The 25,458-nt window shown below is 46.3% G+C and carries 23 protein-coding genes; 15 read left to right on the top strand and 8 right to left on the bottom strand.

The window, feature by feature from the left end; genetic code table 11:
• Positions 1-8: 8 nt before the first annotated feature.
• Both ACJMM9_RS09805 and ACJMM9_RS09800 read left to right on the top strand, forming a co-directional pair.
• Positions 9-1,373, top strand: coding sequence for a glutamate synthase subunit beta (locus ACJMM9_RS09805; RefSeq protein ID WP_405326216.1), 1,365 nt, complete (start codon positions 9-11; stop codon positions 1,371-1,373).
• Between the two features lie 153 nt (positions 1,374-1,526).
• Positions 1,527-1,940: a hypothetical protein gene (locus ACJMM9_RS09800; protein WP_173467758.1), complete on the top strand. Its 414-nt coding sequence runs from the start codon at positions 1,527-1,529 to the stop codon at positions 1,938-1,940.
• 6 nt (positions 1,941-1,946) lie between these two features.
• Here the strand turns inward: ACJMM9_RS09800 and ACJMM9_RS09795 are convergent, their stop codons facing one another.
• Genes ACJMM9_RS09795 through ACJMM9_RS09785 form a run of 3 tightly spaced genes read right to left on the bottom strand, consistent with a single transcriptional unit; the run spans position 1,947 to position 4,424 of the window.
• Entirely contained in the window at positions 1,947-2,753 is an 807-nt protein-coding gene (locus ACJMM9_RS09795) for a hypothetical protein (protein ID WP_405326214.1), read from the bottom strand.
• 1 nt (position 2,754) lies between these two features.
• Positions 2,755-3,624, bottom strand: coding sequence for a hypothetical protein (locus ACJMM9_RS09790; RefSeq protein ID WP_405326212.1), 870 nt, complete (start codon positions 3,622-3,624; stop codon positions 2,755-2,757).
• A complete protein-coding gene (locus tag ACJMM9_RS09785) occupies positions 3,624-4,424 on the bottom strand; it encodes a hypothetical protein (protein WP_405326210.1) in 801 nt (266 codons plus the stop codon). The genes ACJMM9_RS09790 and ACJMM9_RS09785 overlap by 1 nt, the downstream gene beginning before the upstream one ends.
• A gap of 197 nt (positions 4,425-4,621) precedes the next feature.
• Here ACJMM9_RS09785 and ACJMM9_RS09780 point away from each other — a divergent pair, with 197 nt between their 5' ends.
• On the top strand, positions 4,622-6,205 hold the full coding sequence (locus ACJMM9_RS09780; protein WP_405326209.1) for a glycosyl hydrolase family 8: 1,584 nt from the start codon (positions 4,622-4,624) through the stop codon (positions 6,203-6,205).
• A gap of 105 nt (positions 6,206-6,310) precedes the next feature.
• On the opposite strand, the gene ACJMM9_RS09775 is transcribed toward ACJMM9_RS09780, so the two are convergent.
• The 5 genes from ACJMM9_RS09775 to ilvB all read right to left on the bottom strand — a co-directional run bounded on the left by ACJMM9_RS09775 (position 6,311) and on the right by ilvB (position 11,059).
• Positions 6,311-7,405, bottom strand: a complete 1,095-nt coding sequence (locus ACJMM9_RS09775) for a radical SAM protein (RefSeq protein WP_405326207.1) — start codon at positions 7,403-7,405, stop codon at positions 6,311-6,313.
• Complete coding sequence (locus ACJMM9_RS09770) at positions 7,402-8,007, bottom strand: hypothetical protein (RefSeq protein ID WP_405326205.1); 606 nt, start codon at positions 8,005-8,007, stop codon at positions 7,402-7,404. The genes ACJMM9_RS09775 and ACJMM9_RS09770 overlap by 4 nt, the downstream gene beginning before the upstream one ends.
• Positions 8,008-8,032: 25 nt before the next feature.
• The gene (locus tag ACJMM9_RS09765; RefSeq protein WP_405326203.1) at positions 8,033-8,602 is read right to left on the bottom strand and encodes a hypothetical protein; all 570 of its coding nucleotides are present in this window, start codon (positions 8,600-8,602) and stop codon (positions 8,033-8,035) included.
• Between the two features lie 228 nt (positions 8,603-8,830).
• A complete protein-coding gene (ilvN, locus tag ACJMM9_RS09760) occupies positions 8,831-9,325 on the bottom strand; it encodes an acetolactate synthase small subunit (RefSeq protein ID WP_088629071.1) in 495 nt (164 codons plus the stop codon).
• A gap of 15 nt (positions 9,326-9,340) precedes the next feature.
• On the bottom strand, positions 9,341-11,059 hold the full coding sequence (gene ilvB, locus ACJMM9_RS09755; protein ID WP_072830376.1) for a biosynthetic-type acetolactate synthase large subunit: 1,719 nt from the start codon (positions 11,057-11,059) through the stop codon (positions 9,341-9,343).
• 431 nt (positions 11,060-11,490) lie between these two features.
• Between ilvB and ACJMM9_RS09750 the strand changes: the two genes are divergently transcribed.
• The 12 genes from ACJMM9_RS09750 to ACJMM9_RS09695 all read left to right on the top strand — a co-directional run bounded on the left by ACJMM9_RS09750 (position 11,491) and on the right by ACJMM9_RS09695 (position 25,392).
• Entirely contained in the window at positions 11,491-11,892 is a 402-nt protein-coding gene (locus ACJMM9_RS09750; RefSeq protein WP_405326200.1) for a hypothetical protein, read from the top strand.
• Positions 11,893-12,068: 176 nt separating this feature from the next.
• Positions 12,069-13,487, top strand: a complete 1,419-nt coding sequence (locus ACJMM9_RS09745) for an MBOAT family O-acyltransferase (protein WP_405326199.1) — start codon at positions 12,069-12,071, stop codon at positions 13,485-13,487.
• A gap of 193 nt (positions 13,488-13,680) precedes the next feature.
• Complete coding sequence (locus ACJMM9_RS09740) at positions 13,681-14,898, top strand: hypothetical protein (RefSeq protein ID WP_405326197.1); 1,218 nt, start codon at positions 13,681-13,683, stop codon at positions 14,896-14,898.
• Entirely contained in the window at positions 14,898-15,419 is a 522-nt protein-coding gene (locus tag ACJMM9_RS09735) for a hypothetical protein (protein ID WP_405326195.1), read from the top strand. Before ACJMM9_RS09740 ends, ACJMM9_RS09735 begins: the two co-directional genes overlap by 1 nt.
• 176 nt (positions 15,420-15,595) lie before the next feature.
• Positions 15,596-19,150 (top strand): chromosome segregation protein SMC, encoded by a 3,555-nt coding sequence (smc, locus tag ACJMM9_RS09730; protein WP_405326193.1) that lies wholly within the window; start codon positions 15,596-15,598, stop codon positions 19,148-19,150.
• Positions 19,151-19,249: 99 nt separating this feature from the next.
• A complete protein-coding gene (locus ACJMM9_RS09725; RefSeq protein WP_405326191.1) occupies positions 19,250-20,110 on the top strand; it encodes a DMT family transporter in 861 nt (286 codons plus the stop codon).
• A 189-nt stretch (positions 20,111-20,299) separates the two neighbouring features.
• Positions 20,300-21,361 (top strand): hypothetical protein, encoded by a 1,062-nt coding sequence (locus tag ACJMM9_RS09720; RefSeq protein ID WP_405326189.1) that lies wholly within the window; start codon positions 20,300-20,302, stop codon positions 21,359-21,361.
• Between the two features lie 171 nt (positions 21,362-21,532).
• The gene (locus ACJMM9_RS09715; protein WP_405326187.1) at positions 21,533-21,739 is read left to right on the top strand and encodes a hypothetical protein; all 207 of its coding nucleotides are present in this window, start codon (positions 21,533-21,535) and stop codon (positions 21,737-21,739) included.
• Positions 21,740-21,890: 151 nt separating this feature from the next.
• Positions 21,891-22,328, top strand: coding sequence for a hypothetical protein (locus ACJMM9_RS09710; protein ID WP_405326185.1), 438 nt, complete (start codon positions 21,891-21,893; stop codon positions 22,326-22,328).
• Between the two features lie 481 nt (positions 22,329-22,809).
• On the top strand, positions 22,810-23,598 hold the full coding sequence (locus tag ACJMM9_RS09705; protein ID WP_405326183.1) for an RHS repeat-associated core domain-containing protein: 789 nt from the start codon (positions 22,810-22,812) through the stop codon (positions 23,596-23,598).
• A gap of 202 nt (positions 23,599-23,800) precedes the next feature.
• A complete protein-coding gene (locus ACJMM9_RS09700) occupies positions 23,801-24,451 on the top strand; it encodes a hypothetical protein (RefSeq protein ID WP_405326181.1) in 651 nt (216 codons plus the stop codon).
• Positions 24,448-25,392: a hypothetical protein gene (locus ACJMM9_RS09695; protein ID WP_405326179.1), complete on the top strand. Its 945-nt coding sequence runs from the start codon at positions 24,448-24,450 to the stop codon at positions 25,390-25,392. Before ACJMM9_RS09700 ends, ACJMM9_RS09695 begins: the two co-directional genes overlap by 4 nt.
• Positions 25,393-25,458: the final 66 nt, after the last annotated feature.

The following is a 25,458-nucleotide window of genomic DNA, read 5'->3' as shown; positions in this document are numbered from 1 at the left end:
AGGATATAATGGAAACAGTACAGAGAATACAAGATGTTTACCGTCCGGTTGATGAACGTGTCAAGGACGTAAAAGAAGTTGAACGCCCGTTAACTGCCGTTGAAATTGTTGCACAGGCTGGTCGCTGCTCGAATTGCGGCGTTCCTTTCTGCCACGGCGCCGGTTGCCCGCTCGGAAACCTCGTTCCGGAATTTAACGAAGCTGTAGCTGCAGGCGACATTCACAAGGGTTACGACATCATTAGCAAGACGGCTTTCTTCCCGGAATTCACGGGACGCGTTTGCCCGGCGCTTTGCGAATCTTGTTGTACGCGCAACTTGAATGACGATGCCGTGATGGTACGTCAGGTCGAAAAGTTCATGATCGAAACGGCCTTTGAAGAAGGCTGGGTGAGCCTCCCGACCGCGGAACCGAACGGAAAGACTGCCGCCGTGATTGGCGCTGGCCCTGCGGGCTTGTTTGCCGCTGAAGCACTCCGTCGTAAAGGCTTTGCCGTGACGGTTTACGAAAAGCACGAAAAGCCGGGTGGACTCCTGCGTTACGGTATTCCGAACTGGAAGCTCGAAAAGCAGGTGATCGACCGCCGCGTAGCGCTCCTCGAAGCCGCTGGCATCAAGTTTATCTGCAATACTGAAATCGGCAAGGATATTTCTGCAGAATATATTCACCGTAATTTCGATTACACGTTCCTCGCCATTGGTACGCCGAACGCCCGTGACTTGAAAATCCCGGGTCGCGAAGCCGAAGGCATTTACCTTGCTCTCGATTACTTGCACGGCGCTGAAATGCCCGACTGCAAGGATCCTGAAAAATACAACGCCAAGGGCAAGAAAGTCTTGATCATTGGCGGTGGCGATACGGGTAACGACTGCGTGGGTAAAGCTATCCGTGAAGGATGCAAGAGCGTTCTCCAGGTGGAATTCATGCCGAAGCCGCCTGAGACCCGTTCTCCCTCGACGCCGTGGCCGGATTGGCCGTACTTGCTGCGCACGAGCTACGCACACCACGAAGGCGGCGAACGTCGCTGGAATGTATCGTCCAAGCAGTTTATTGTCAAGGACGGTCACGTGGCAGGTGTCGAAGCTGTCCGTGTCGAATGGGATATGTCTCCGCTCGGCAAGCCGCTCAAGCCGAATGAAGTTCCGAATTCCACGGAAATCATCGAGGCTGATTTGGTGGTGCTCGCCATGGGCTTCACGGGCGTTCCGGCAGAAGGTCTCGTGAACGACCTGGGCTTGAAACTCACGCCGCGTACGGCAATCATCCCGGACCCAGCACGTAACATTTACGCTGTCGGTGACTGCGCTAACGGTGCTTCGCTTGTGGTTCGCGCCATGGCTAGCGCTAAGCAAGTTGTTGGACGATTGAAATAATATTTACCCCCGGCCAAAATTCGCTTTTGCGTGTTCTTGGCCGGGGTTTCTTGTCTTTGGCTCTCTTCAAAAGAAAAAAAATTATATTCTTAAGAGGAGGGGAGGACTACATCCCTTGAAATGTTTCTAAATTAAAATCCAAACGGAGGTTGTATGGATTGCAGAATCTTAGTTCGTTTCATAGGTGTTCAAGAGGATCTGGATGCTTTGTGGAATCAGTTTATGGAGCATTTTCCAGAGGCTGAATTGCCTAGTATCGATTCTGGCGAGTGGTATTCAGTTGAAGAATACATGACTGATGAATATGAATGCCGTTTCGAGGAACTACCGCAATCTGAACTGTACGCGATTGATGGTACATTCATCGTCGAAAACGAACCTCCCGAGGATATCTTGACTGAAATCCTGGAACGCTTTGAACGCGTTTATGCGGTATTCAAGTGGTCTACGATGGATGTGGGTATTGGTTGCGGCACGAGCGAGGGCTGGGGCGAGTTCAATGCCGACCGTGCTGATGACGGCTCCGACGAAGCGAATGAAATCTCCGAAGCCGTTCTCGGATTCTAAAAACGTTTAGAACATCCATCCGATGGCGAGAGCGCTTTCGGCAATGGTCTTGTCCAAAAGTCGGGTGCCGTATCTGTTGTTGTAAACTTGTGTGTTTTCTTGGAATTTTGGCTTTTGGATAAATGTCCCGATGTTCATTTCCACGCTGAAAATGAAATGCTCGTAGCAGTAGTTGAAGCCAAGTCCAACCGTGTAATACAGGGCAAATTCTTTTTCCTTTAGGTCGAGTTCCTGTTTATAGGAACTCGAGTCTCGATGCAAATCGACATTGTATAGGATGGGGGCGACTTGAGCCTGTATAAAACCTTCCAATTGGCGGTTTTTCTTGTAGTGGTTTTCGTTTGTTGTGCCCACATAGCTATAACTGCCGATGTTTCGACGCCCCCAATGCCATCTCAGTGCAATCGGCGTTGCGAATGTTTGGATGGTTCCTTCGGCATCTGTGTTTGATCTGATGCTCTTGGTATTGAATCCGTCATAACCGAACCGCAATGCGAAACTCCAGAAGTCAGCGAATAAGTGCTCGTAGCTTAAAGTGAAGCTTAAGCTTTGTGCAATCAGAAGAAGCGAAATTCTGTTTGTGGTGCTTGGCGGAGCGTTTAATCCGAAAGTGTCTGCAACTTCCTGTTGTTGTGGGAGGGCTTCCTGTTGTGGCGTGGATGCTGCGCTAAGTTCCGTGCGTTGTGAGGGCGCCCTAGACGTGTCGATAACGTATGTTACTTTGTGCGAGTCTGTGTAGACGGTGTCTACGATTCGGTCCTGGGAAAATGCGCAGGCGATGATGATGAGAATAAAAATGATTGTGTTACGCATGCTAGAATCCAATTTTGAAGTCGGTTCCTATGAAAAAGCCTTTGGCGCACCATCCATTGAGATAGCGGTATTTGGTTTTCCCCGTGTTTAGATCTTTGGTGAGGTATTTGCGTGATTTATCGCTCCAATGTTGATAGCCTGATGTAAAACCAAATTCCCAGAGAATGTTGTTTAAATTCCATACGGAGCCAAAGGAGGCGCTAGCGGCAAAACCGGCATCGAAGCTTCCGCTTTTGAAATCGTCTTTTTTGATGGTCTTATCGTAGGCAAGCTTGAATGATGGGCTTGCCATGGCTTGAAGGTAAAGCGAAAGACTATTTAACGGTGTGTTCTTGAATTTTATGGGAAGTTTTTTGGGGTTGACTTTGCTTGTTATAAATGTAAGCACGTATTGGCGGTACCCGACTCCTGGACTGATGATGCTTCTAAAGCCTTCCCAGGTTGGATCTTCATGATGTAATGAGTATTCGTAAAATTCGAATATTCCTGATAAATTAAAAATAAGCGAGCCTCTGAACGTGTTTTCTATTTCGTAATCGAGATCAAACATGGGCACACCGAACCATAATGAGAATAAAGTGAATGCCGTTACGCCGCCAATGTAAAATTTGTTTGCTGGCGGAATGGTGTCCGTGCTGTAATCCGTGATGAATTCGTTCTTTGCAGGGTTGACTGTACTTTCTGATGTTATCGGTGCTGCTTGCGCTTGAACGCTTGATTCCTGGATGTAGACGGTGTCTGGCGGAGATACTACGTAAAGTGTATCCGTGATTCTTTTTTGAACATAGACCGTGTCGGTTACACCCAACGCAGGGCTAATGGCGATGGCGAAAAATACTGCAAAAATCAAACCAATACGATTGAACTTCATTAGAAAATCCCCACGCCAAAGTTTAATCTAAAGTCAAGCTGGATGCCGCCTGTGATATATGTCATTTGCTTTTTTAACAACTCTTTGTCTGAAAAATTATAGGCAAGTCCATATTCGATGCCGAATACGTTTATGTTCCCCCTAAAGATGTGTCCGTGGTGGAGGTAGGGCGCAAATGAATAAGCTGTTTCGTGCCTGCTGTGTGGCCTTTCGTTGATTAAATTCTTTCCATCCCATGTGTTGTCGTAGTCATGCTTGCGGATGAGAATGTTTCCGCCGACGTCAATGTAGCTGCTGTATTTTGTGGGCCTGAAATAATGTCGGTAGCCAAGGCCAATGTCGTACTGTGCTATGTATCCTTCGTATATGTCGTTGAACATGTCTCCAGAAATAGTAGGCATTTTCTTGCTATATCGGAAATTTACCATAAGCGAATTTTTAGGGCTTGAAGAAATTTCCAGGTTCCCGCCAACAGAAGTCAGTGTAGAATCACCCATGAGCAGGAATAACGAAATGACGTCAAAATGAAGGTAAACGGAATGGTGCGTGTAGCTTGTGTCGTTGCGAAGATATTTTGTGGTATCTTGACCGAGCGGGTTCTCTTCGGTCGGTGCGCAACATTTCTTTTGCGTGACGCCTTGGGGAATATCATTTTTTATAAAAATAGTATCCGTCTTTTGTTTTATTGGAATATAGATGGTGTCGCGGACAATTTGTTCCACGAATACGGTATCGTGCATGTTTAAATTTGCAGAGAATGCCGTGACGCAAAGTAACAGGATTGATAATAAGGTTTTCATCTAACGTAAATATAACAAAGCGTACATTTGGATGATGCTTATTTGGAAAATTTTTGATAAAGGGTTTATTTGGCGTTTTTTTGTGTGATAAAAGTTAAATGAATGGTAATAGGGTATGTTGATTCGCTTTTTTTACTTGCATTTTTTTTACCGAATTTCTAAATATATAATGGATTTGATTGGTGTGTGGAGGTTCTATGTTTATTTCTCGTATTGTGCCGTTTTGTATGGCGGCCGCATTCACCACTTCATTTGCTGTCCTTGATTTGCCTAATGCGCAGCCAAAGGTCGATGAAGCCTATTGGAACAAGGCTCTCGATAACACGTGGCAAGGACTAATCCGTCGAAATATCCAGCCGTATAGTGCCGGTGCCGGGCTTATTCACCGTCCTAAAAGTGAAACTCCGGGCGATGCCGTGAGTGAAGGTGTGGGCTATGGCATGCTTGTTGCGCTTTATGCTGACGATCAGACTTCATTTAATAAAATCTGGGATGAAGCGAATTCTTCGATGTGGGGCGGTTGCTATTACAACTGGCAAATGAATCCCGAAGGAAAAATTTCGGGTACGGGGGCAGCTTCTGATGCAGAAGAAGATGTAGCCCTTGCTTTGATTTTTGCCGACAAGCTCGTGTCTGCGGGCAAGTGGCAGCCGTTCACTTCGGCAAAGCTTGGCTCCGATTACAAGACGCATGCGCAGAAAATTCTCGATTGCATGTGGAGTTCCAAGCAGATTACAAGTAATGGAATTTTGGCTCCGGGCGCTGGCTGGGGCGGCTATAGTTTTGTGAATCCGGGCTATTTTTCTCCGGCTTGGTACAAAATTTTTGCCAAGTTTGATTCGAATGGAGACCGTTGGAATACTGTCGTAGATATGTCCTATGAAATTATTTCCAAGAGTCCTGGTTATAGCATGGGCATGGTGCCGGACTGGATGACGCCAGAAGGCGGTTGGGTCGGTTCTGCGGGTCTTGGCTACAATGCCTATTTTGAAAGCCGAGCCTTTTTCAAGGATGCCATTCGTATTTTGTGGCGTGTTGCTATTGACGCTATCTGGTTTGACGAAGAACGTGCAAAGGCGTTCCTCAAGAATGCCTTGACGTTCATCAATTCGAAGGGCGGCGCCAAGGCGGCAAACTTCTACCAGATTGAAAATGCCGGCGAGCTGTTGCCTGCTGATGACAAGTGGTTTGATTTCAACAATTCCAAGGATGAGACGACTTGGCGCTACCGCAGCGAACATAGCCATTTGACGATTGGCATGTGGGCGACAGCTGCGATGGCTGTGGGCGAGAAAGAAGACCGCATTGCATTCAGTGAAGAAATGGGCAAGTTCTATGAAGGCGGCGATTTCTTCGGAAAATCTAGGGATGAATCTGGAGCGCTCGAAGATACGCTTCACAATGAAATGTACTTTGACCAGTTCCTTGCCTGGTTTGGAACGTCAATGATGAGCGGTGCTTTTGTGAATGTCGTCGATGCAATCGATAATCCGAAAACGGCTACTGTTGGTGATTCTTCTTCGCTTTCTAGGACTTCGATTGAAGTTTCCAAGCGCTTCCTTGCAAATTCGGCTGGCATGAAGGTTGCTAATATGGATGGCGCTGTGATGATGTCCGTGCCCGAGAATGCTCAGTGGGAAATCTTTGACTTGAACGGTCACGTCGTAGCGAATGCTTCGGGCAAGAATTTCCTCTGGAATACGCGCGGCCAGAGTGGAATTTACATTGTCAAGGCCAGGAGCCGTTTGCAGGTATATTCCCGTAAAATTTCAGTTCGCTAAAAACAATTTGGGACCCAGGATGCTTCCTTCTTTTTCGTCATCCTGAGTCCCGTTCCCCCTTTTGGCGCTTTCATCCCGGCTTAATTCCGGGATGGGCGTTTGCTTTTAGTTTTCTACCATCTTCTCTAGCAGCGTATCGCAAATATCTGCGAGCATTCTTTCGTGTGTGCACACTTCGGGCGATACGCCTTCAATTGTCCCTGTCGTGTAGAAGCTGGTGCATGCGCATTCGTGGGCGCAACAGCGGTAACGGATATCGCACCCCTCGCATTCTTTCTTGTCGCTATCTAGGAACTGGCGGATTTCTTCACAGGCTTTTTCGTCAAAGCCGGTGAATACATTCCCCTGCACGTAATGGGTGTTTGGGTTTGATGTTATAAATCGCGTGCAGGGGAACATATTTCCGTTTGTCGCGACTCCGATTGCGCCATTGTACACATGACAAGAATACAATCTGTATCGCGAATTTATAAGTGTTATTTTTATTTTATCGTGAATTGTGCCCAGGAAAAACTTATCACCTTTCTCGCGGCATGCTCTCCAGTACTCTGCCATTTTCTGGTATTGCAAGGCGAGCTTGTCAAAATCTTCGCCACTCCACTTGCCGTCAAAATCGACGCTTGTCGTAAGGCTCTGGAATCCATGTTCGTGAAGCCATTTGACACTTTCGAAAATCGTGTTGACGTGAGCGCGTGTAATAGTGCTCAAAGCGACTGCGCCGAGTTTTGTGAATCGAGGAATGTACTTTTCGATTGACTTGAAACTTCCGGTTCCGCTCACGGTGCGGCGGGCGATATCGTGGTGGTGTTCCGGTCCATCGAGGGAAAGATAAATGCGGAAATGTTCCTTTTCGCAAAAATCAAAGAATTCATCATCAAAAAGCGTACCGTTCGTGTTGACCGCAAATTGTAACCTGAAATTCTTTGAAATTTTGCCGTTGTCCATTGCGTCATCGACAACCGCCTTTGCGAATTCGACGCCTTTATAAATAGCATCTCTTCGCAAAAGCGGCTCCCCCCCAAAGAACGTGATGTTCAAGTACGACTGCTTAAAGAAAATCGTGCGGTCGAGTGCAATTTTGATGGCCTGCTCAAGAGTCGTGTCGTCCATGACTGTTTTGCGGTCCGCTTGCGATTCCTTGTAATAGCAGTAGGTACAACGTAAATTACACTGTTCTGTAAGGCAAAGGACTAAATTCATGCTTGAATGTCATCTTGTTCGAATGTCGTCACCATGCTTTCGATAAGGCAGCGTGGATCGTTCGGATCTTCGCAGAGGTGGATGCGGGGACTGAGCGTGTCTATGACAGGTGTAATCCGTGGGTCTGGGACTTCGGTTTTGCTGCTACTAGACTCGGCCGCAGATGAGCTTGATTGCGTTTCGCTTGAAGAAGATTCTTCGTACGGCGGGAGAATGCCTGCTTGTAGGGGAGGCTCGTAAGACGAACTGCTAGGCTGTTCGACGGAAGAAGACGAATAAGCGTGAGGAATGCCTGCTGAGATTATTGAAGAACTGCTTTTGGGCTGTTTTGCGGACGAAAGCGCTTCAACGGCTTCGCTGCTGAGGTGTTCGCCACTTGAAGAAATGTCGGTGTAGCTAGAGCTGCTGAACTCGTTTCCGCATTCGACCTCTCCGCATGTCGGTTCGGGTTCTTGCTTTTTGTCGCCGCCGATGGCGGATATGCTGTCATCGCAGGCGGTTGATCCGATGGATGCTGCAATTCCGAGCGCAGCGGCAACTGCACTTTTTGCAAAATGGCTCAATTTCGAGCGTTTAACGACTTTTTTCTTCTCGATCTTCATAATTTTCCCAGACTACAAAATTCAATTAAGACAAGTCAAGCATTTCGTAAGTGGAAACCATGCTTGCCATCATGCCGCGATCATCGTCATGGCACATAATGACGTGAATTCCCGTAGAGTCTACCGATTCGCAGGTCTTTTCTCTTGGCCATGGAGGGACGACTGTGTCACTGGATGAACTGAGTGGCTTTTCTACAAACGAACTGCTGGAATTCTCGGAAGAGCTGCTGAGGACTTCGTCTGCTGAGCTGGTGGGCGCTTCTGAAGAAGAGCTGGCAAGGGTCTCGGACGAGCTGCTCGGCGATTCCGTGGCTGAAGAAGAAAGTGCTTCGACCACTTCGCTGCTGAGGTGCTCGTGGCTCAGCGGAATATCGACTACAGAGGAGCTGGATGCGATTTCAGGGCCTTTGGAATCGTCGCTGCTGTTCGGATTGTTGTTGTCAGGTTCAATTGGGCCGACAACTTGACCGCTTTCGGCTTCGCCTAAACATCCGCTCATCAAGACGGCGGACATGCCGAGCATTGATGCAATTCCAGCTTTAGTGGCGTTTGACAAACGTGAACTATTGGTGATTTTCTTCTTCTCGATTTTCATAGAAATCTCCTTCAACCTTAACACTCTACCTTAATATAGTTTGTTTTGGAGTATATAGACCACTTTTAGCTTGTTTTAATCTTGGCGCTTGTATGATTTTGTTGCATGCGTTGCATATAGGCCACCGTAGTTCCATAAACAACAAATGCCGACCCGAAGGCCGGCATGACTGTTTAATTCCTAATTCCGAAATCCTAATTCCGAATTAGGCGAAAGCTTCGCTTTCGCTTACGTCTTGTCTTCGCCGCGGAGCATGATGACCTTGCCCGTGCGGATGTATTCCACGATTTCGAACTTCTGCAACAAGCTCTTGAGCGTATCGACCTTCGTGCTGTTGCCCGTAATCTGGATAATCATGGAAGTCATCGTCATATCCACCGTGTTGGCATGGAAATGGTCGCAAAGCTGCAAGATTTCGGTGCGCTGTTCTGCAGTGCAACGAACCTTGATGAGTGCGAGTTCCTTTTCCACGGCGTCCGTACCGGTATGGTCCTTGGCCTGTACCACGTCCACGAGCTTCTCGAGCTGCTTGATGATCTGCATCAAGATTTCGGGATTGCCGTGAGCGATGATGTTCATGCGGCTGAAGTTCGGGTCGAGCGTGGGGGAGACGACGAGAGAATCGATGTTGTAGCCACGGCGGGAGAACACGAGTGCAATACGCACGAGTACGCCCGGGCGGTTTGCCACTAACAAGCTGATAGAATGTGCAATATCTTTCATTTTCAAATTCTCCTATTACGTCGATCCGGTGGGTTTTTCGAGCTGCGTCTTCGGCTGTTCGGTGATCATGCTTGTGATCGGAGCGCCTGCCGGAATCATCGGGAACACGTTGTCTTCCTTTTCGCATTCGCAGTGGATGAGAATCGGGCCGTCGTTGTAGTCCAAAGCCTTCTGGATCACGCGTTCAGCATCGGCCGGGCGCTTGATACGGAGACCCGGGATGCCGTAAGCTTCGGCGAGCTTCACGAAGTCCGGGTTGCCTCTCATGTCCACGCTGGAATAGCGGTGGTCATAGAAGAGTTCCTGCCACTGGCGCACCATGCCGAGGTACTTGTTGTCCATCACGAAAATCTTGATGGGGAGCTTGTGGATAGCGGCCGTTGCAAGTTCTGCTTCGGTCATCTGGAAACCGCCGTCACCGCTGAAGCTGCAAACCGGCCAGCCGGTTTCGTTGCCGAATGCGGCACCGATAGCAGCCGGGAAGCCAAAGCCCATCGTGCCTGCGCCACCGCTGGAGTGGAGCTGACGCGGATAGTTGATGTGGAAGAACTGTGCCACCCACATCTGGTGCTGGCCCACGTCCGTCGTGACAATGGCCTTGCCCTGCGTGAGTTCGCTCACGGTAGCAACGATGTGCTGCATACGGAGGCCGCCCTGCTTGGCGTAAGTGAGCGGGTAGCGCTTCTTCCAGGTCTGGCAAGTCTTGATCCAGTCGGCGGTATCGAGCTTGTTCACCATCGGGAGGAGCTGTTCCAAGACGAGCTTTGCATCACCGCACATGAACACATCCGGCTGCAACACCTTGCCTTCTTCGGCAGGGTCGATGTCGATGTGCATCTTCACGGCGTTCTTGCAGAATTCGCTGAGCTTACCGGTAATGCGGTCGTCCCAACGGCTACCGATCGAAAGGATCAAGTCGCATTCGAGGACAGCCTTGTTGGCGTAAATCGTACCGTGCATGCCGAGCATGCCGAGAGAAAGTTCGTGGTCGGTCGGGAAAGCGCCGAGACCAAGCATCGTGCAGGTCACCGGAGCACCGAGCTTTTCGGCGAGTTCCTTCACCTGGCGGTGTGCGCCAGAAATCATGGCACCGTGGCCCACGAGCAAAAGCGGCTTCTTGGAGTTCTTGAGGTATTCAGCGGCCTTTTCGACGCTTTCGGTAGAGGCGTAGGTCGGAATCTTGTAGCCTGGGAGGTCCATCTGGTCCGTGAACGGAGCGGTGCAGGGGCCTGCAGTCACGTCCTTCGGGAGGTCGATAAGCACCGGGCCCGGACGGCCAGAACGTGCGATGTGGAAGGCTTCCTTCATCACGCGCGGGAGGTCGTTCGTGTCCTTCACCAAGTAAGAATGCTTCACGGTTGCAAAAGTCATACCGCTAGTATCGCATTCCTGGAAGGCGTCCTTGCCCAAGTTCGGAGTCGTCGTCTGTGCCGTGAGCACAACGATCGGGCTAGAATCCATAAGAGCTGTATAAATACCTGTAAACGTGTTCGTTGCACCCGGACCGCTAGTGACAAGAGCTACACCGACCTTACCGGTCTGGCGGGCATAACCGTCAGCCATGTGGGTTGCGCCCTGTTCATGACGGCTGAGCACAACTTTGATGCTGGAGTCGAGGATGGCATCGAACATCGGAATGGCCGATCCACCGGGATAGCCGAAAATAGTATCAACGCCTTCACGCTTGAGGCATTCGATAATCACTTCGGCACCACTTAAGGTCTTATTTGCCATAATTTATCCTGTCTTTTAAAGAATAGATGAAAATTTAGATGGGCTGAAATATAGGAGTAATTTTTGAGGGTGGCAAGAGGTAAAATCTAACTTTTATGAAAATTTTTGAAATTTTTGGTAAAAATTTTAATTCTTAGATGCTAAAAAATGTAAAAATTGACGATTTTTGTTAAAAGTTTGATTTTGGTGAATTGTGGTAAAGTAAAAATTGAATGTTTTTTAATGAAAATTCGCTGTTTTGAAAGGTTTGTGCTCGAAATAATGTGAAAAATTAGATGAATGTGCGGAAAACTTCCCGATTTTAGTCAGCTCTCAATGAAGCCCGGCGATAATAACCAATAACTAATAACCAATGACTATTGACTAATAACTAGTGACCATTGACCAGCCTCGTTCTAATCTCTCGCCATAAAATTTTCTAATTTGTAATCATGATTAAAAAGATTTTTCTCTCGCTGATTCTTGCGGCTGCATTCGTGTTTGCCGCCGACCCGATCACCATTGAAGGGCGTTTGACCGAAATTCCGGGCAAAATGCCGAGCAATGACTTATATAGCTATGTCTATGTATTTAAGTACAAGGTCCAAAAGGTGGTTTCGGGCAAGCTCGACGCCAAGGAAGTTCTCGTGGGCGTCTATAACCCTCTTATCGCCCGTGGTAAGGTCAAGGACAAGATGGCCGACAAGTCCAAGGGTAACGTAGGCGAATTCAAGGCTAAGGCTAAGCACACGCTCAAGATCATTCCGCTCGAAGGCAATTGGGATGGCGCTGTTGAAGACGAATACTTCGACGATGAATCCCCGCGCTACCTCGCCGTGGAAGTGAATGAGTGATTAGACGAAAGAACGGGCTTCGCCCTACAGACTAGAGACGAAAGAGTAATAATGGCGCTTTGCGCAGGGTTATAAAAAATTTCGTGTCTCGTTTTTCTATCGTCGCCAAACCACAAACTATTTTTATTTAATAATGCAACCTACTCTCGTCTCTCGTCTTTCGTCTCTCGTCTAAAATGGTTTTCTCTTCTCAAATCTTCTTGTTTTACTTCTTGCCGACGTTTTTGGTTGGCTACTTTGTTCTCTTCAAGCTCGGGGCCAAGCATTCGTTCCTGAACTTGTTCATCACCATCTTCAGTTACGTTTTTTACGGCTGGCTCGAACCTTGGCTCGTGTTCCTCATGTTCGGCTGCACACTCGTAGTGTACGTGGCGGGGCGGTTCATCTCGGCGCCGAATGCAAGCAAGTTTCAGCGGAATTTTGCGCTCGGTACGGCGATTGCGGTAAACCTTGGTGCGCTCGGGTTCTTCAAGTATTACATGTTCGGCATGGGAATCGTGAACGATTTTGCAGCGATGCTTGGCTGTGAGCCGTTCTCGATCATGACTGTGCTTTTGCCGGTGGGCATTTCGTTCTACTCGTTCCAGTCCATGAGTTACGCGATTGACGTTTATCGCGGTTCCGCGCCTCCGGTCAAGAACTTTGCAACGTTCGCGTGTTACGTGGCGCTTTTCCCGCAGCTTGTGGCGGGTCCGATTGTGCGTTACAATACGGTCGCCGAAGAGCTTGAAACCCGTACGCATACGCTTGAAAACTTTGTGCGCGGCATCCTGTTCTTCTGCTTTGGCTTTACCGAAAAGATCTTCCTTGCAAACCAGGTGGGCATTATCGCAGACCGTGTTTTTGCGGCCGATGCTCCGGGCGTCATCAACAGCTGGTTGGGTTCGCTTGCGTACATGTTCCAGATTTACTTTGACTTCTCGGCTTATTCTAATATGGCGATTGGTCTTGGCCTTATGCTCGGGTTCCATTTCCCGCGCAACTTCAACGGCCCGTACCGCTCTGTTAGCATTACGGACTTCTGGAAGCGTTGGCACATTTCCCTCACGAGCTGGTTCCGCGATTATCTGTACATACCGCTGGGCGGAAACCGCGTATCGACGGGGCGCATGTACTTTAACCTTTTCCTCGTGATGTTCGTGAGTGGCGTTTGGCATGGCGCGAACTGGACGTTCGTGTGCTGGGGACTTTATCATGCCTTCTTCATGATTGTCGAACGCGCGAACAACAAGAACGCTTGGTACTACAAGGCCCCTCGTGTGGTGCAAATCCTTTTGACACAGGTGATTGTGCTCTTTGGCTGGGTGCTGTTCCGTGCGGATTCCATTGGCGATGCCGTCCGCATGTGGAAGAATATGATTGGGCTTGGCGCAACGGCAGCTTCCGACGTGATTTTGTCTGCTGAAATTTTCACGCCGACATGCGTTGTGTTCATGTTGCTGGCGGGCTTGCTTTCGTTCTGGAAGTACCGCAGTTACGACTGGTGCATTGACGTTTCTTTCAAAAAGTCGCTCATTGCACTTGGCTTGTTCATTTTGGCAACTCTTGCGCTCTTTACCCAGAGCTACAACCCGTTCCTTTATTTCCAGTTTTAGCGGCGAAGCCGCAGTAGACAGTGGACGGTAGGCAGTAGACAGGAATGTAAAAAGAACGTTTTAATCGCGGTTCGAACTGTATGGATCCCCTACGCTTCGCTTCGAGGATGACGCTTTCTTCCTACTTCCTACTTCCTACTGTTTACTAACCACTCATATTTCCTTTACTATATTATCATCCATGAAATTTGGTATGAATAAAATATTTCTCATGCTTGCGATGGCTGCTGGTGTTGCCTTTGCTGGTCCGATTCCAACAGAAGCTTTAACTCAGGGTGGCCTTGTGATGCGCGACCGTCAACTCCGTGATATCGGCCTTGTGATGCGCGGTGGGCGAGGCGGCTTTGTCGATATTGGTTATACTTACACGCCTTCGTCTGGACAGTTGCCTTTAAAAAGCAAGTATGGCGTTCATGACGGTTTTGCCTTCAGGCACCATTATGGCATTTTCGGTAGCTGGATGCTGGATTCTACGGATCATTTGGGATTCCTCACTTGGTTTGACCGCGCTGGCTGGGATTCTCAGGACTTTTTCTTCTTCCCGCATTATGGCGATTTTGCGCACATTTCTTCGGCGCTCACCTGGGGCTTTTCTTATACGAATTCCGCATACGATGCAACATTTGCTTTGGGGTTGCAGCACCAAAATCTTGAACTTGCAAGCCGAAAGGTTTATCCGAACGAGTCGGATTCCTTGCTGTTTTACTGGGCACATGCGCGTTACAAGAACGTGAGCGTACAGGCTAGTTTCTACCGCAATACGTTCCAGACGATTCGCCTCTCGCTTGATTTGGAATCGCGGTCTCTTTACGGCGGTGCAACGAGCGGTTTCAAGACGTTTTTACCGAATTTGAATGCCACGATATACCGACGCAAGACGAATGGCGATGATGATAATTTTGTTCGTTTAAATTGGGAACAAAATCTTTATAAACAAATTTTGTATTCCGAACTGACGTTTGATTTCCCGGATAATGGTTTCCGTTCTGCAACTTTGAAATATTACTTGGGTTCGGCTCGTCTGGGGGCGATTGAAGCATCTTGCATTCGCCGCCATGAACGTGCTGGTGCCAAGGACTTGCTTTGGGGCGGCGCGATAGACTTGTTCTTCGTTCGTCTGGGGTATAATGCCGCGTTTGATTACGAGAATATGTTCCATGCCAAGGGGACGTTCCTTGCCGAAATCAAGATTAGCTTGGGTAAGATCGGTAACAGTTTCTTTGGACGTGGTGCTGCTCAATCAGCTCCGATGGAAACGACTGACCGCAGATATGACTTGAAAAAATTCTTGAAGGTGCAGTCTGAACAGCAAAATATCAGTACGCCGACGGTGGATGCTCAAGGCAATAAGGTTATCGAGGCGAAGGGTATTCGCTACGAAAAAGTGGATGCAACTCAGGGAGGTCACTAATGAAGTATTTGCGTTTATTCCTTTGCCTGGTAGCATTCTCTTTGACGGCTTGCATGAGTCACTTGTTTGTCGATACGACGACTAGGCTACAGGTCGAAAACAAGACCGATGTCACGATTCTTGGGCTTGATATTATTTCGGAAGATGGAAAGTCTGTGCAGCCGTGGATTCGCGATGCGATTAAACCGGGCGAAAAGAGCAAGGTCGTTGAAGAAGACTGGGTCGGAACGTTTAAGGTCCGTGTGCGCTTTGACAAGTGGAATGGCGAAACTGAGAAAAGGTTTTCGTTATGTGCAATTCTTATTACGGATCCAGACAAAAAGCCTGAAAAGGTGGCTCCTAATTTCGCGGATTTGCCGGAGTCTGAAGTTATTGAAGAACTTGGTTCTGAATGTGAGAAAAACAGTCGTAGCGAAGTGACTGCCACGTATGTCAAGTTGACGCTTGACTTTGAAGGCGGCAGCCAGTACCTTGTGGTCTCGAAAGACGAAGACGGAAATGTGGCTTTCAAACTGAAGTAGAACTTAGATGGCGGCGTCATGGCGGACCTCGATCCGCCATCTGTCCGCCATGATGTCATCCTGACGCTGAAAGCGGAAGGATCCAGTAAAGTCTATTCCCAACATCTTACTTTTTTCTTTCGTCTCTCGTCTCTCGTCTTTCGTCTAAGACTTAATAATTACTACATTTTGCTACAGTGCAGATAACTAAGTTAAAGATTTTTGGTTTTAAATCCTTCGCGCAGAGGACGGAAATTAACTTCCCGACGAAGGGTCTTACGGCTGTCGTTGGGCCGAACGGCTGTGGCAAGTCCAATATTACGGATGCCATCCGCTGGGTGCTTGGCGAACAGAAAGCCGCCGCTTTGCGTATGGGCAAGATGCAAGACGTTATCTTTAGCGGTACCGAAGAACGTGCCGCCATGAGTCTTGCTGAAGTTTCTATCGTCATCGATAATAGCGATGGTACGCTTGCTTCTGATTATTCCGAAGTCATTGTGACGCGCCGTGTGCACCGTGATGGTTCGGGCGAATACCTTATCAATAACCAGGAATGCCGTCTGCGTGACGTTCACGCCTTGCTCTTTGACTCGGGTCTTGGTTCCAGCACGTATTCGCAGATGAACGCTGACATGATCAAGGCGGTTCTTTCGGACAAGGCGGACGACCGCCGTGTGCTTTTTGAAGAAGCCGCAGGCGTGAGCAAGTACAAGCAGCAGCGCAAGGAAACGCGCCGCCAGCTCGAACGTGTGCAGATGGACATGGAACGTGTCGAAGACAACTTGCGCAGTGTGCGCCGTTCTGTCCGTCTCTATGAAACTCAGGCCGAAAAGGTCAATGCTTATAAGAAATTAAATACGCGCCTCCGTGAACTTGATTTGTCTGTCAGTTTGGACAAGTTTGAGGACTACAAGGAAGGTCTCGCCACGCTTGATTCTACGACCAAGCGCATGAACCACGAAGTGGAATCTTCCAAGACGCAGGCGACGGAATTGCAGGCTAAGATCGAAGAAAAGAAGCTTGCGATTAGCGAAGACGAAAATACTTATCGCGATTTGGAACGCAATGTCCAGGCGGCAACGATTGCCTTAAACGATCTGAACAACAACATCATGCGTTTGCGCGATTCCATGGCCGCTCTTGAATCTTCGAACGAAAAGGCTCAGGGCGAAATCGAACGCAGTGAACAGAAATCGCAGGAACTCTCCGAAGAAAAGGCTCGCCTCGAAGAAGAAATTGCCGTTCTCGGTAGTGAAAACGACATGGACGAGCTGAATGCGCTTTTGGAACGCGAACGCGAAACGCTCCAGGTCATGCGCGACAAGGTCGATGACTTGCGTACGCAGTCCCGTGAACTTTCGAACGAACGCTTGCAGGCCACAAACCGCGTGAACTCCCTCCGTGGGCGTTTTGAACGCATGGATGCTGAAGTCAACATGCTCCAGTCGAACATCGCGAAGTGGCAGACCGAAATTGAAGGCCTCGACAAGCAAAAGTCCGACGCCGAAGCGAACATCGCCGAAATCCAGGCGGGCATCGAGGACACGAATCGCGAAATTGAAAATCTCGAAGAACAGCGCGCCACGCGTGAAGAACGTTTGGAATCTGAACGTGCCGAACTCTCCGAAGCGCAACAGAAATTGCAGGGCTTGAAGAACGAAGAAGCCCGCTTGCAGTCTCGCATTGACGTGCTCCAGAGCGTGATGAACGAAGGTTCGGATGCCAACCGTTACCTCAAGGAAAACAAGGCGAACCTCATTGGCGGTCTTGTTTCGGAACGCATCGAGGCTACGCCGGAATACGCATCCAGTGTCGAAGCCGCTCTCGGTGAAATCCTTGATTCTGTTGTCGTGAATGGCGACGATGCTGTTAATGAAATTGTGGATGCACTCAAGAGCGAAAACGTGGGCAAGGTGCTCATGTCGCTTGTCTCGAGTGCAGCCCCTGCTTATGACAAGCCGGTGAACAATCCGGGGGTAGTCGGTTCGCTCAAGGATTTTGTCAAAACGGATGACGAAGTTTCTCCGTGGCTTTCTGGAATTCTCTCTCGCTATTTTGTTGTAGATTCTCTGCAGACCGCGCTCAATTTGGCGAAGGAATACCTTGGCGAGAACTTGAATTTTGTCACCGCCGATACGATTGTGCGTACAAGCGGCCTTGTGTCGTTTGGCGTTTCGACGTCGGGGGCACTCTCCCGCAAGAACGAAATTGCAGATGCCGAAGCACTGTTAGAGAAGGTGCTTGGCGATATTTCTGCCGGCGAAGAAAACGTAGACCGTTTGCGTGAATTGACCGAAGAAGATGCTCAGATGCTCTCATCCTTGGTCGATGAAATCCGCGAAAAGCGTGATTCACTGCGTGGTGGCGATGCTTCTATCCGCATTCACCGGAATACGGTTGAAAACTGCACCCGTCGTTTGAGTCAGTTGAATGGCGAAGTGACGAACGCGCAGAACAGAATTGAAGCGGCGGCGCAGTCCAAGAACAGCGATGCTGAACTTGCCGAAGCCGAAGCTGAAGTTGAAAAGGTTGAAGAACGTTACCAGACGATTTCGGACCAGCTGGGTGAAAACGAGACGATGCTCCGCGAAAAAGAAGAAGATGTCCGCGAACTCGAACGCAGTGCGCAAGACAAGACTTCTCGCTTGAAGCAGAACCAGAACCGCGTGGTCGCCATTGCCGACCAGATGGAATTTTTGGACAATACGATTCGCAATCGCCGTGACGAAATCGAAAAGAATACGGTTTCTATTGAAAAGTTTGAGACGGATTGCAACAAGCTCTCCGACGAAGCGCAAGTGAAAGACAATGCGCTCCGCGAACTTGAACGCAACCGCGACCTTGCTCGTGAACGTTATGACCTCGTGAGCGGCGACCTTGAAGGATGGCGCGACGAAGTCAACCGCCTCCGCGATGACATGATTGAAAAGATGAAGGAACTGAATGACGTCGGCCGTCGTCAGGAATCCCTCCAGAACAATCTCGACCGCCTCCGTGAACGCATCACGAACGAATGGACTGTCGATTTGGACAATCCGGAAAATGTCGAACGTGTGGAATACACGCAGCCCGAAGCAGACCGCGAAATTCGTGAACTCCGTGGCAAGATTAAAGAGCTTGGACCGATCAACGTCAACGTGATGGAAGATTACGAAGACGAAAAGAAACGCCTCGAAGAAGTCGAAAAACAGTTCGACGACCTTGATCGCGCCCGTGCATCGCTTGACCGCACCATCACAAAGCTTGACGACATTGCCCGCCAGCGCTACCTGGATACGTTTGCACGCATCCAGAAGAACTTCCAGTTCGTGTTCAGTAAGCTGTTCCTCAATGGCGAAACGAAGATGAACCTCGTGGAACGCGTGGACGAAATGGGCAAGCCGATGGACATCCTTGATGCCGATATCGAAATCAACGTCCGCCCGACTGGCAAGAAGATGCGCGGTATCAAGGCGCTTTCCGGTGGTGAACACGCCCTTACGGCAACGGCGCTCCTGTTCGCGATTTACATGGAAAAGCCGTCTCCGTACTGCGTGCTGGACGAAGTGGACGGTCCGCTTGATGACGCTAACGTCGGTCGCTTTATGGCGCTCCTCCGTGAATTCAGTAAGCAGACCTTGTTCATCGTCGTGACGCATAACAAGCGTACCATGGCCGAAGCCGATATGCTTTACGGTGTGACGCAGGAAATCAAGGGTATTTCCCGCATCGCAAGCGTTCAGCTCGCTGACGCCACTAAGTTTGCGATTTAAAATAGTAGGCAGTAGGAAGTAGACAGTAGACAGAACTGTTAAAAACAATTTTTATGAATACATTGTTAACTTCCTACTTCCTACCGTCTACTTCCGACTATGTTTAAAGGTTTCGCATTCGCGGCGGCGTCCGCCATTTGCTACGGCACGAATCCGCTGGGCGCCTTGCATTTGTACGCCCAGAATTACTCGCCGGAGACGGTCTTGTTTTACCGCTTTTTTACGGCAGCAATTCTCCTTTTTGCTGTGATTCTCGCGAAAGGCTCGTATTTCAAGATTTCTTTTCGCGAGTTCCGCGCGCTTGTCGCATTCGGATTCCTGTTTGCGGTAAGTTCGCTTACGTACTACGCCTCGTTCAAGTACATGGATGCGGGGCTAGCCTCGACGCTCCTCTTCTTGTATCCGCTTGAAGTCGCTGTCATCATGTCGCTATTTTTCAAAGAAAAAATGAAAAAGAGCGTGATAGCGTCTATCGCAGTTTCGATGGTGGGCGTCTCGCTTTTGTACAATGGCGATAGCGGCTTTTCTGTAAGTTCCATCGGCTGGCTGTTGGTCTTTATTTCGTCTTTTACTTACGCCATTTACATCGTCATGGCGAACCGCGTGAACCTCCAGATGGGTTCCGTGAAGATGACTTTTTACGCCATCTGTTTTTGCCTATGTTTTTTGTTGCTTTATTCTGTGACGCTTGGCTCTGGATTCCCACCGGTTTTTACGCAGGCAAGTTCGTGGGGCTGGGGCTTTATGCTTGGCTTTGTGCCGACGGTGCTTTCGCTTATTTTTATGGTCAAGGCCGTGAAAATCATCGGCTCTACGCCGACGGCGATTTTTGGCGCTTTGGAACCCGTGACCGCTGTAGCGATTGGCGTAACTGTTTTCGGTGAAACTCTTACCACCCGCCTTGTCGCTGGAATCATTTTAATCCTCGGCTCCGTTGTGCTCATTGCCGTGAAAAAGTAGAATAGTCGCACCGTAGGTGCCAAACTAAAATCTACTGACTAATGACTATTGACTAGTGACCTATTACAAACAACTAAGTCCTATATAATACATTTTGATTTTTTTTTGACGGCGTTTTCTGCATTCATTCCCGTTTTTTCTTCACTTTTATACTCGATTTTTCTGTAATCATTTTATAGTTTTATTTACATGAAAAATTTAGTTCAAACTCTTTTGCTTTCTTCGGTTGCGGCTCTGTTTGTGTCGTGCAATATTTCTACATCTGCTCCGGAACCGATCGGTTACACTCCGGATGGCGAATGCACAATTGGATGGTTTGACGCTAAAAAGCAAGAACAGTTGGACTCGTTGCGTGCTTTTTGCGACACCATTTTTGTCCGTAGAGTCGTAGATATTTATAAGGATACCGTTTACGATGATACTTTGATTACAAGCAATGAAAAGTACACCAGCTTTATTTACTTTGATCGTTATACGGAAAAAAACGATACGCTTGTCAGTCTTACTGCAGAAAAAAGCGGGGCATCAGGTCCGTGCGGTAGCGTACCTATTTATTGCAAGCTTGATTCTTCTGATGTAGAAAAGACGTTTAATTGCTCGCAGGCTGGCATTTGTTACATGTATAATCTAGCTGATGATATTGCAATGAGTTCAGCCCAGGTCGCAACTGTTCGTTTGCCGGATATGCATTATGATTCAACTGTAATAGTTGTGAATACCGTGTGCTCTGAACCGGGGTATCGCTGTGTGCGTGATACTGTTTTCCACGATGCTTTCCATACAACATTACGAACGATTGCCCGTGACACAACATTCCTGAATTATGGTGTAAACGCATGGACGGATTATGTTCCTGCCATCAATGCGCCTGCTTTTGATACGGCTACATTCCGCAATGCGCTGGATACGCTCGATACGCAAAAGCCAATCTTCGGAATAGATACTTTGTTCTCAGGATATACCATTACGGTGGATGGGTTGCCGGACTGGGCATCGAATAATACTAAATGTACGACGGTAGATTCTTCACGTATCTGTATTTATCAAGATATTCTTCGTCCAATATCAATGCTTACGACTTATCCAACGCTTTACAACAAAAAGCCATTCTATCTTTGGAATAATCTTGAATCGCCTTTGAAAAAAGACACTTTGATTACATGGAAATTGAGATATAGATATTCCGGTGGTCATAATTTTGAAGGAAATCGCGACTCGTTAGAAATAACTACGCTCTTTAAGGGAATTTAGACTTTGGTCATTGGTTAATAGTCAATGGCTTTATAACCACGCCATTGGCGCCAAACTTAAATCTACTGACTAAAGACTAATGACTAATAACTAAATTGTTATATTAGCAGCATGCTAAGTACATGTTCAATTTGCAAAAAGGAATTTAATGACAAGGTGGGGATGTCCCCGATGGAAAGTAACCTTGCCATTCGTTATCGCAATAAAATCGGCAATATGTGCCCTGATTGTCAGGCGGAAATCCGCAAGACTAAGCAGGGACGGTGGCGCCTTTTCTTCTGGAATGTGAAAGTCGCTCTTTATTGCTTACGATTCCTTGCGCTTTTTGCACTTCCGTTTATTGCACTCGTTGTTGTTCTTGCTTTGTACGTATTGTAACTTGAACTTACTTATAGCTATTATTACCACTCAATAGTTGTTTATCATTCGAGAAATGTTCTGGAAATATGGGAATGGAGGCTGTTCAGCTATTGCGAAATAAACTAAACATGAATAAGCCACAATTACAAAAAAGGACTAGGAAATAGGAATGAAAAAAAAAATAAATGTTATGAATCTTGTCGTTGCTACAATGATTTTTTTGTGGATGGAAATACAGGGATTTTTTGTTCATTTTCAGGACATTCCTTATATGTACGGACAAGTTGAATTGTTGTATCTTATTATTCTTAATTTGGTCTTGTTGAATGTGTTTGAATTGTTGCCTAAAATTTCGCTTGTGTGCTCTATTATGACCATGTTGCTATTCCCGTTTACTGGAGGACAGTTCCGAGTTGATGGATGTAGTTACTATCTTGTTGTTGAAAAAATAATATGGAATATTATCGGCGTTCGTTTTGTGCTTCCAAATGATATGACTTATTTTATTGCCTATAGTTTAGTTCCGGCTATTATCTATAGCATGTATTTGTTACTATTCATTTTTGGTGCTGTTGCTGTATTTAGGAAAATGAAGGCTAAAGCTTAATCCACAACTAGGTTTAATACGATTCGTTGGTGTAATTTGCCTATTGATGTTGTGTCAAACATCTAAAATAATTGCCATGAGAATATTTATATTTATTTTATTTCTTCTTGTGTTGTTAGGATGCTCAAAAAGTGATGATTATATTGGGGCATATGTGCGTAAGCATAGGTATGGTATTGAATCTGTTACTCTATATCCTGATCACTCGTTTCTTCAAATTTATACTGATAAGGATCGGTTAGATTCAAATGTGGGAAAATGGTACATTAAATCAAATTTTTTAGTTCTTGATGGTCGAATAATGTACGAAGCTCCAATTCAGATTGAAAACGCAAATTATATATTTGGTGTTGGAAAAAGGAGAACATCTTATTTAGAAGTATCAAATAGGTGTATTATTGTTGAAATTGATTTTCCAGAATTTAATCTATGCAAACAATAATTCTATATTAACCATATGCGCTGCGTTTCTTTGCAGAGAATGCCCCTGAAATTTCAGGATGAATCTTCTGATTTAGAAGCACTGTTGCTAGAATTCGGCTTTCTCTGCGAAAAGGATGATGGTGCCTGGCAAATCGCGGAAAACTACGGCTTCTATGCAGCACACATCTCAAGGTGGGTCTCCACGGACCCCACATGGCTTGCCGACGGCATCAACCTCTATGCCTATGTGAACGGGAACCCCCTAAGCGGCGTGGACCCGAGCGGAACGCAGACCGTTGAAAATGATGATCAGTTAATTAATGCTTCTAAAGAAAAAGAAAGAACTCAAAAAACTGTAGATGGAGACAATCTAGCGAATGCTTTTTCGAATGATGAAAATGAAAAATTGCCTGTTGCAAGTGAAGACCGCTTTACGAAAGAAGCGATGGACATGATTATATTTGTGGCTGAAGCAATAAAGAAATATAAAATTGACAAGTTTATAGAGAAAATGGTTTATCACCATTTAAGTATGGTTCGTGAAAATAAAAATGATAAAGAAAATCGTAAAGAAATTTCTGCAATAGGAACAAAATTAAGGAATTTAAATACGGTTTATATTGGTTTTTATGATAAAGCAAGAGGGACTCATACTATGGGATCTGAATTTAGGGATAGCTTAAATGTTTCAACCGAAACCTTTAGAAATAGTAATCCTAATGGAAAAATGTTGGTTTTTCACTTACATCCTTGGCAAAATGCAGAACAAACTTTTTTTTTAGACAAAATAGATAGACCTTCAATGTTCTCTTCTCCTGGAGATCATGAGAATATGAAAGATGGTTAAATATGGGTTGGTATTGAAGTCCTTACAAATAAAGATGGATCTTATTTCTATGATGTCCATGTTAGTGGAAAAGCTTTAGGAAAACGATCGGTTCGTATTTATAGTCAAGAAGTTGATATCAATAAATGCGTCCCGCAACATTTTAAAAAACAGATTCAAATGACAAAATGATTATTTATAAAAGGAATGGCATCTGGCAACTATGCGATTACTTGTAATATTGACTTTGCTGTTTTTTGCTTTTGCAAATTCTCGTTCCTATACGGTGTTTGCTGCAAACGATGAATCTCGTTATTTCCGTCAGGATTCCGCCTTGATTGTTTCTTCAAAATTTATAGAAGTAAAAACTCCTTTTGAGAAATCTATCATGGGTAGAATTTTTTATGGAAAGACGCCTGTTCTTATAGATACGCTATCTAAGTTTGTAGAAAAAAAAGAATATGGACGATTGTTTGCTGATGGAAAGAACGTTTCGAGTTTATTTTATATTGATTCCATTTCTGTGATTTATGATATAGGGGATTCATGCGAACAAGAGGATGGTTTCTGTACTGATTACGAAACTTTTATTGGAATTGACGGAAGTTTGGTTTATGTCCAGACAGGGGACTTTATTAAACGTTCTGATCATCCGTATGATTGCAGCGCATTCTTAAAAAAAATATCGACGCAATATTTTCTTGTGAAATCTGATTCTTATTACAAAAAGTTTTATAATGAAGATTTTCTAATTACGAATAAGAAACTGAAATCTCGTCGAGGTTTCAGTTGCAGGAGTTGGGTCGGTTTCCCTTTGAATGAGTTTGGAAAAGAAGAGATTGATTTTTTGAAAAAACTTGAGAAAACGCCATGATGAAAAGAATAGTCTTGCTTCTACTGTTTTGCTTTTTTTCTGTTTTTGCAGAAGGTAAAAATATTCAATGCGGGTTTATACCTTGTCAAATCAAGGATGCCGAGGCAATCTCTTTTTGGTGGAATCGAATTGCTTTTTCTAGAATCTCACAAGAATATGTATTTGGTCGGTATTTCGAAGCCATCTTTGATACGTTTATACGGACAGATTTTGAAACTGAAAGTATAGAAAGCTTTCGATCTATAGACCATGAGTTTGTCCATACGATAACAAAAAGTTGGTCGAGTCCTCTCGAATTGGATGAAGTCAAAAAAATAAAAGACAAAAAAATTATTTTACGGCAACCTGTAGCTGAATGGTCGCAACTATACCTTTTATCAAAGGATGCAAAAGAAATTGAACGCTTTTTGAAAAAGGTTGTTTCTAACCACGAAATTTTGAATGCGGATTCTCTTATGCGGGATTTTGTCAAAAAAAGGCCCGCATATGTCAAAAAAGCAGTGAGGTCGGAAGAAAAATTTTACGCAAAAATTCTACAGTATTTGGATTCGGCTAAAACATTGGATGGTATATCGGGAAAATTTTCTCCTCCGAAGATAAATACTCGAGATGGATTGTTGGTAGTTAATAATGAATTGTTGAAAATGGCTGTATTGGGTTCTGATTCATTGAATATAGATTCCTTATTTCGCTATGTTAGCATGATTCCTCCAAACAAGGGTTCAACTGCTTGCATTGATTATCTGATGAAACTAAATTCAAATTTTTTGTTTGTCAAATTTGGAAAAGACCCCTTGTCTTGTGATGATTCAAAACCCTGGATAGCCATCAGTAAAAATGCTCTTACACCGGAAGAAAGAGCATTTTTAGATGACATTGTGAAAGTACCTCTAGCTCCGTTGAACGAAACCGGAAAACTCATCATTCGTAAGAATTTGTAATATTTTTTAACTGCTTACGGTTGAAAAAATAGTCCTATATTAACTCTATGCCCTGCGTTTCATTAC

Source organism: Fibrobacter sp., from assembly GCF_045112255.1.
Classification (GTDB): Bacteria; Fibrobacterota; Fibrobacteria; order Fibrobacterales; family Fibrobacteraceae; genus Fibrobacter.
Note: the sequence above shows the minus strand (reverse complement) of the source record. Positions and strands in the feature narration are given on the sequence as shown.

Excerpts from the sequence above, each read along its gene's own strand:
- ACJMM9_RS09805 (WP_405326216.1), top strand. The coding sequence starts at position 9 with ATGGAAACAGTACAGAGAATACAAGATGTTTACCGTCCGGTTGATGAA.
- ACJMM9_RS09800 (WP_173467758.1), top strand. The coding sequence starts at position 1,527 with ATGGATTGCAGAATCTTAGTTCGTTTCATAGGTGTTCAAGAGGATCTG.
- ACJMM9_RS09795 (WP_405326214.1), bottom strand. The coding sequence starts at position 2,753 with ATGCGTAACACAATCATTTTTATTCTCATCATCATCGCCTGCGCATTT.
- ACJMM9_RS09790 (WP_405326212.1), bottom strand. The coding sequence starts at position 3,624 with ATGAAGTTCAATCGTATTGGTTTGATTTTTGCAGTATTTTTCGCCATC.
- ACJMM9_RS09785 (WP_405326210.1), bottom strand. The coding sequence starts at position 4,424 with ATGAAAACCTTATTATCAATCCTGTTACTTTGCGTCACGGCATTCTCT.
- ACJMM9_RS09780 (WP_405326209.1), top strand. The coding sequence starts at position 4,622 with ATGTTTATTTCTCGTATTGTGCCGTTTTGTATGGCGGCCGCATTCACC.
- ACJMM9_RS09775 (WP_405326207.1), bottom strand. The coding sequence starts at position 7,405 with ATGAATTTAGTCCTTTGCCTTACAGAACAGTGTAATTTACGTTGTACC.
- ACJMM9_RS09770 (WP_405326205.1), bottom strand. The coding sequence starts at position 8,007 with ATGAAGATCGAGAAGAAAAAAGTCGTTAAACGCTCGAAATTGAGCCAT.
- ACJMM9_RS09765 (WP_405326203.1), bottom strand. The coding sequence starts at position 8,602 with ATGAAAATCGAGAAGAAGAAAATCACCAATAGTTCACGTTTGTCAAAC.
- ilvN (WP_088629071.1), bottom strand. The coding sequence starts at position 9,325 with ATGAAAGATATTGCACATTCTATCAGCTTGTTAGTGGCAAACCGCCCG.
- ilvB (WP_072830376.1), bottom strand. The coding sequence starts at position 11,059 with ATGGCAAATAAGACCTTAAGTGGTGCCGAAGTGATTATCGAATGCCTC.
- ACJMM9_RS09750 (WP_405326200.1), top strand. The coding sequence starts at position 11,491 with ATGATTAAAAAGATTTTTCTCTCGCTGATTCTTGCGGCTGCATTCGTG.
- ACJMM9_RS09745 (WP_405326199.1), top strand. The coding sequence starts at position 12,069 with ATGGTTTTCTCTTCTCAAATCTTCTTGTTTTACTTCTTGCCGACGTTT.
- ACJMM9_RS09740 (WP_405326197.1), top strand. The coding sequence starts at position 13,681 with ATGAATAAAATATTTCTCATGCTTGCGATGGCTGCTGGTGTTGCCTTT.
- ACJMM9_RS09735 (WP_405326195.1), top strand. The coding sequence starts at position 14,898 with ATGAAGTATTTGCGTTTATTCCTTTGCCTGGTAGCATTCTCTTTGACG.
- ACJMM9_RS09725 (WP_405326191.1), top strand. The coding sequence starts at position 19,250 with ATGTTTAAAGGTTTCGCATTCGCGGCGGCGTCCGCCATTTGCTACGGC.
- ACJMM9_RS09720 (WP_405326189.1), top strand. The coding sequence starts at position 20,300 with ATGAAAAATTTAGTTCAAACTCTTTTGCTTTCTTCGGTTGCGGCTCTG.
- ACJMM9_RS09715 (WP_405326187.1), top strand. The coding sequence starts at position 21,533 with ATGGAAAGTAACCTTGCCATTCGTTATCGCAATAAAATCGGCAATATG.
- ACJMM9_RS09710 (WP_405326185.1), top strand. The coding sequence starts at position 21,891 with ATGAAAAAAAAAATAAATGTTATGAATCTTGTCGTTGCTACAATGATT.
- ACJMM9_RS09705 (WP_405326183.1), top strand. The coding sequence starts at position 22,810 with ATGCCCCTGAAATTTCAGGATGAATCTTCTGATTTAGAAGCACTGTTG.
- ACJMM9_RS09700 (WP_405326181.1), top strand. The coding sequence starts at position 23,801 with ATGCGATTACTTGTAATATTGACTTTGCTGTTTTTTGCTTTTGCAAAT.
- ACJMM9_RS09695 (WP_405326179.1), top strand. The coding sequence starts at position 24,448 with ATGATGAAAAGAATAGTCTTGCTTCTACTGTTTTGCTTTTTTTCTGTT.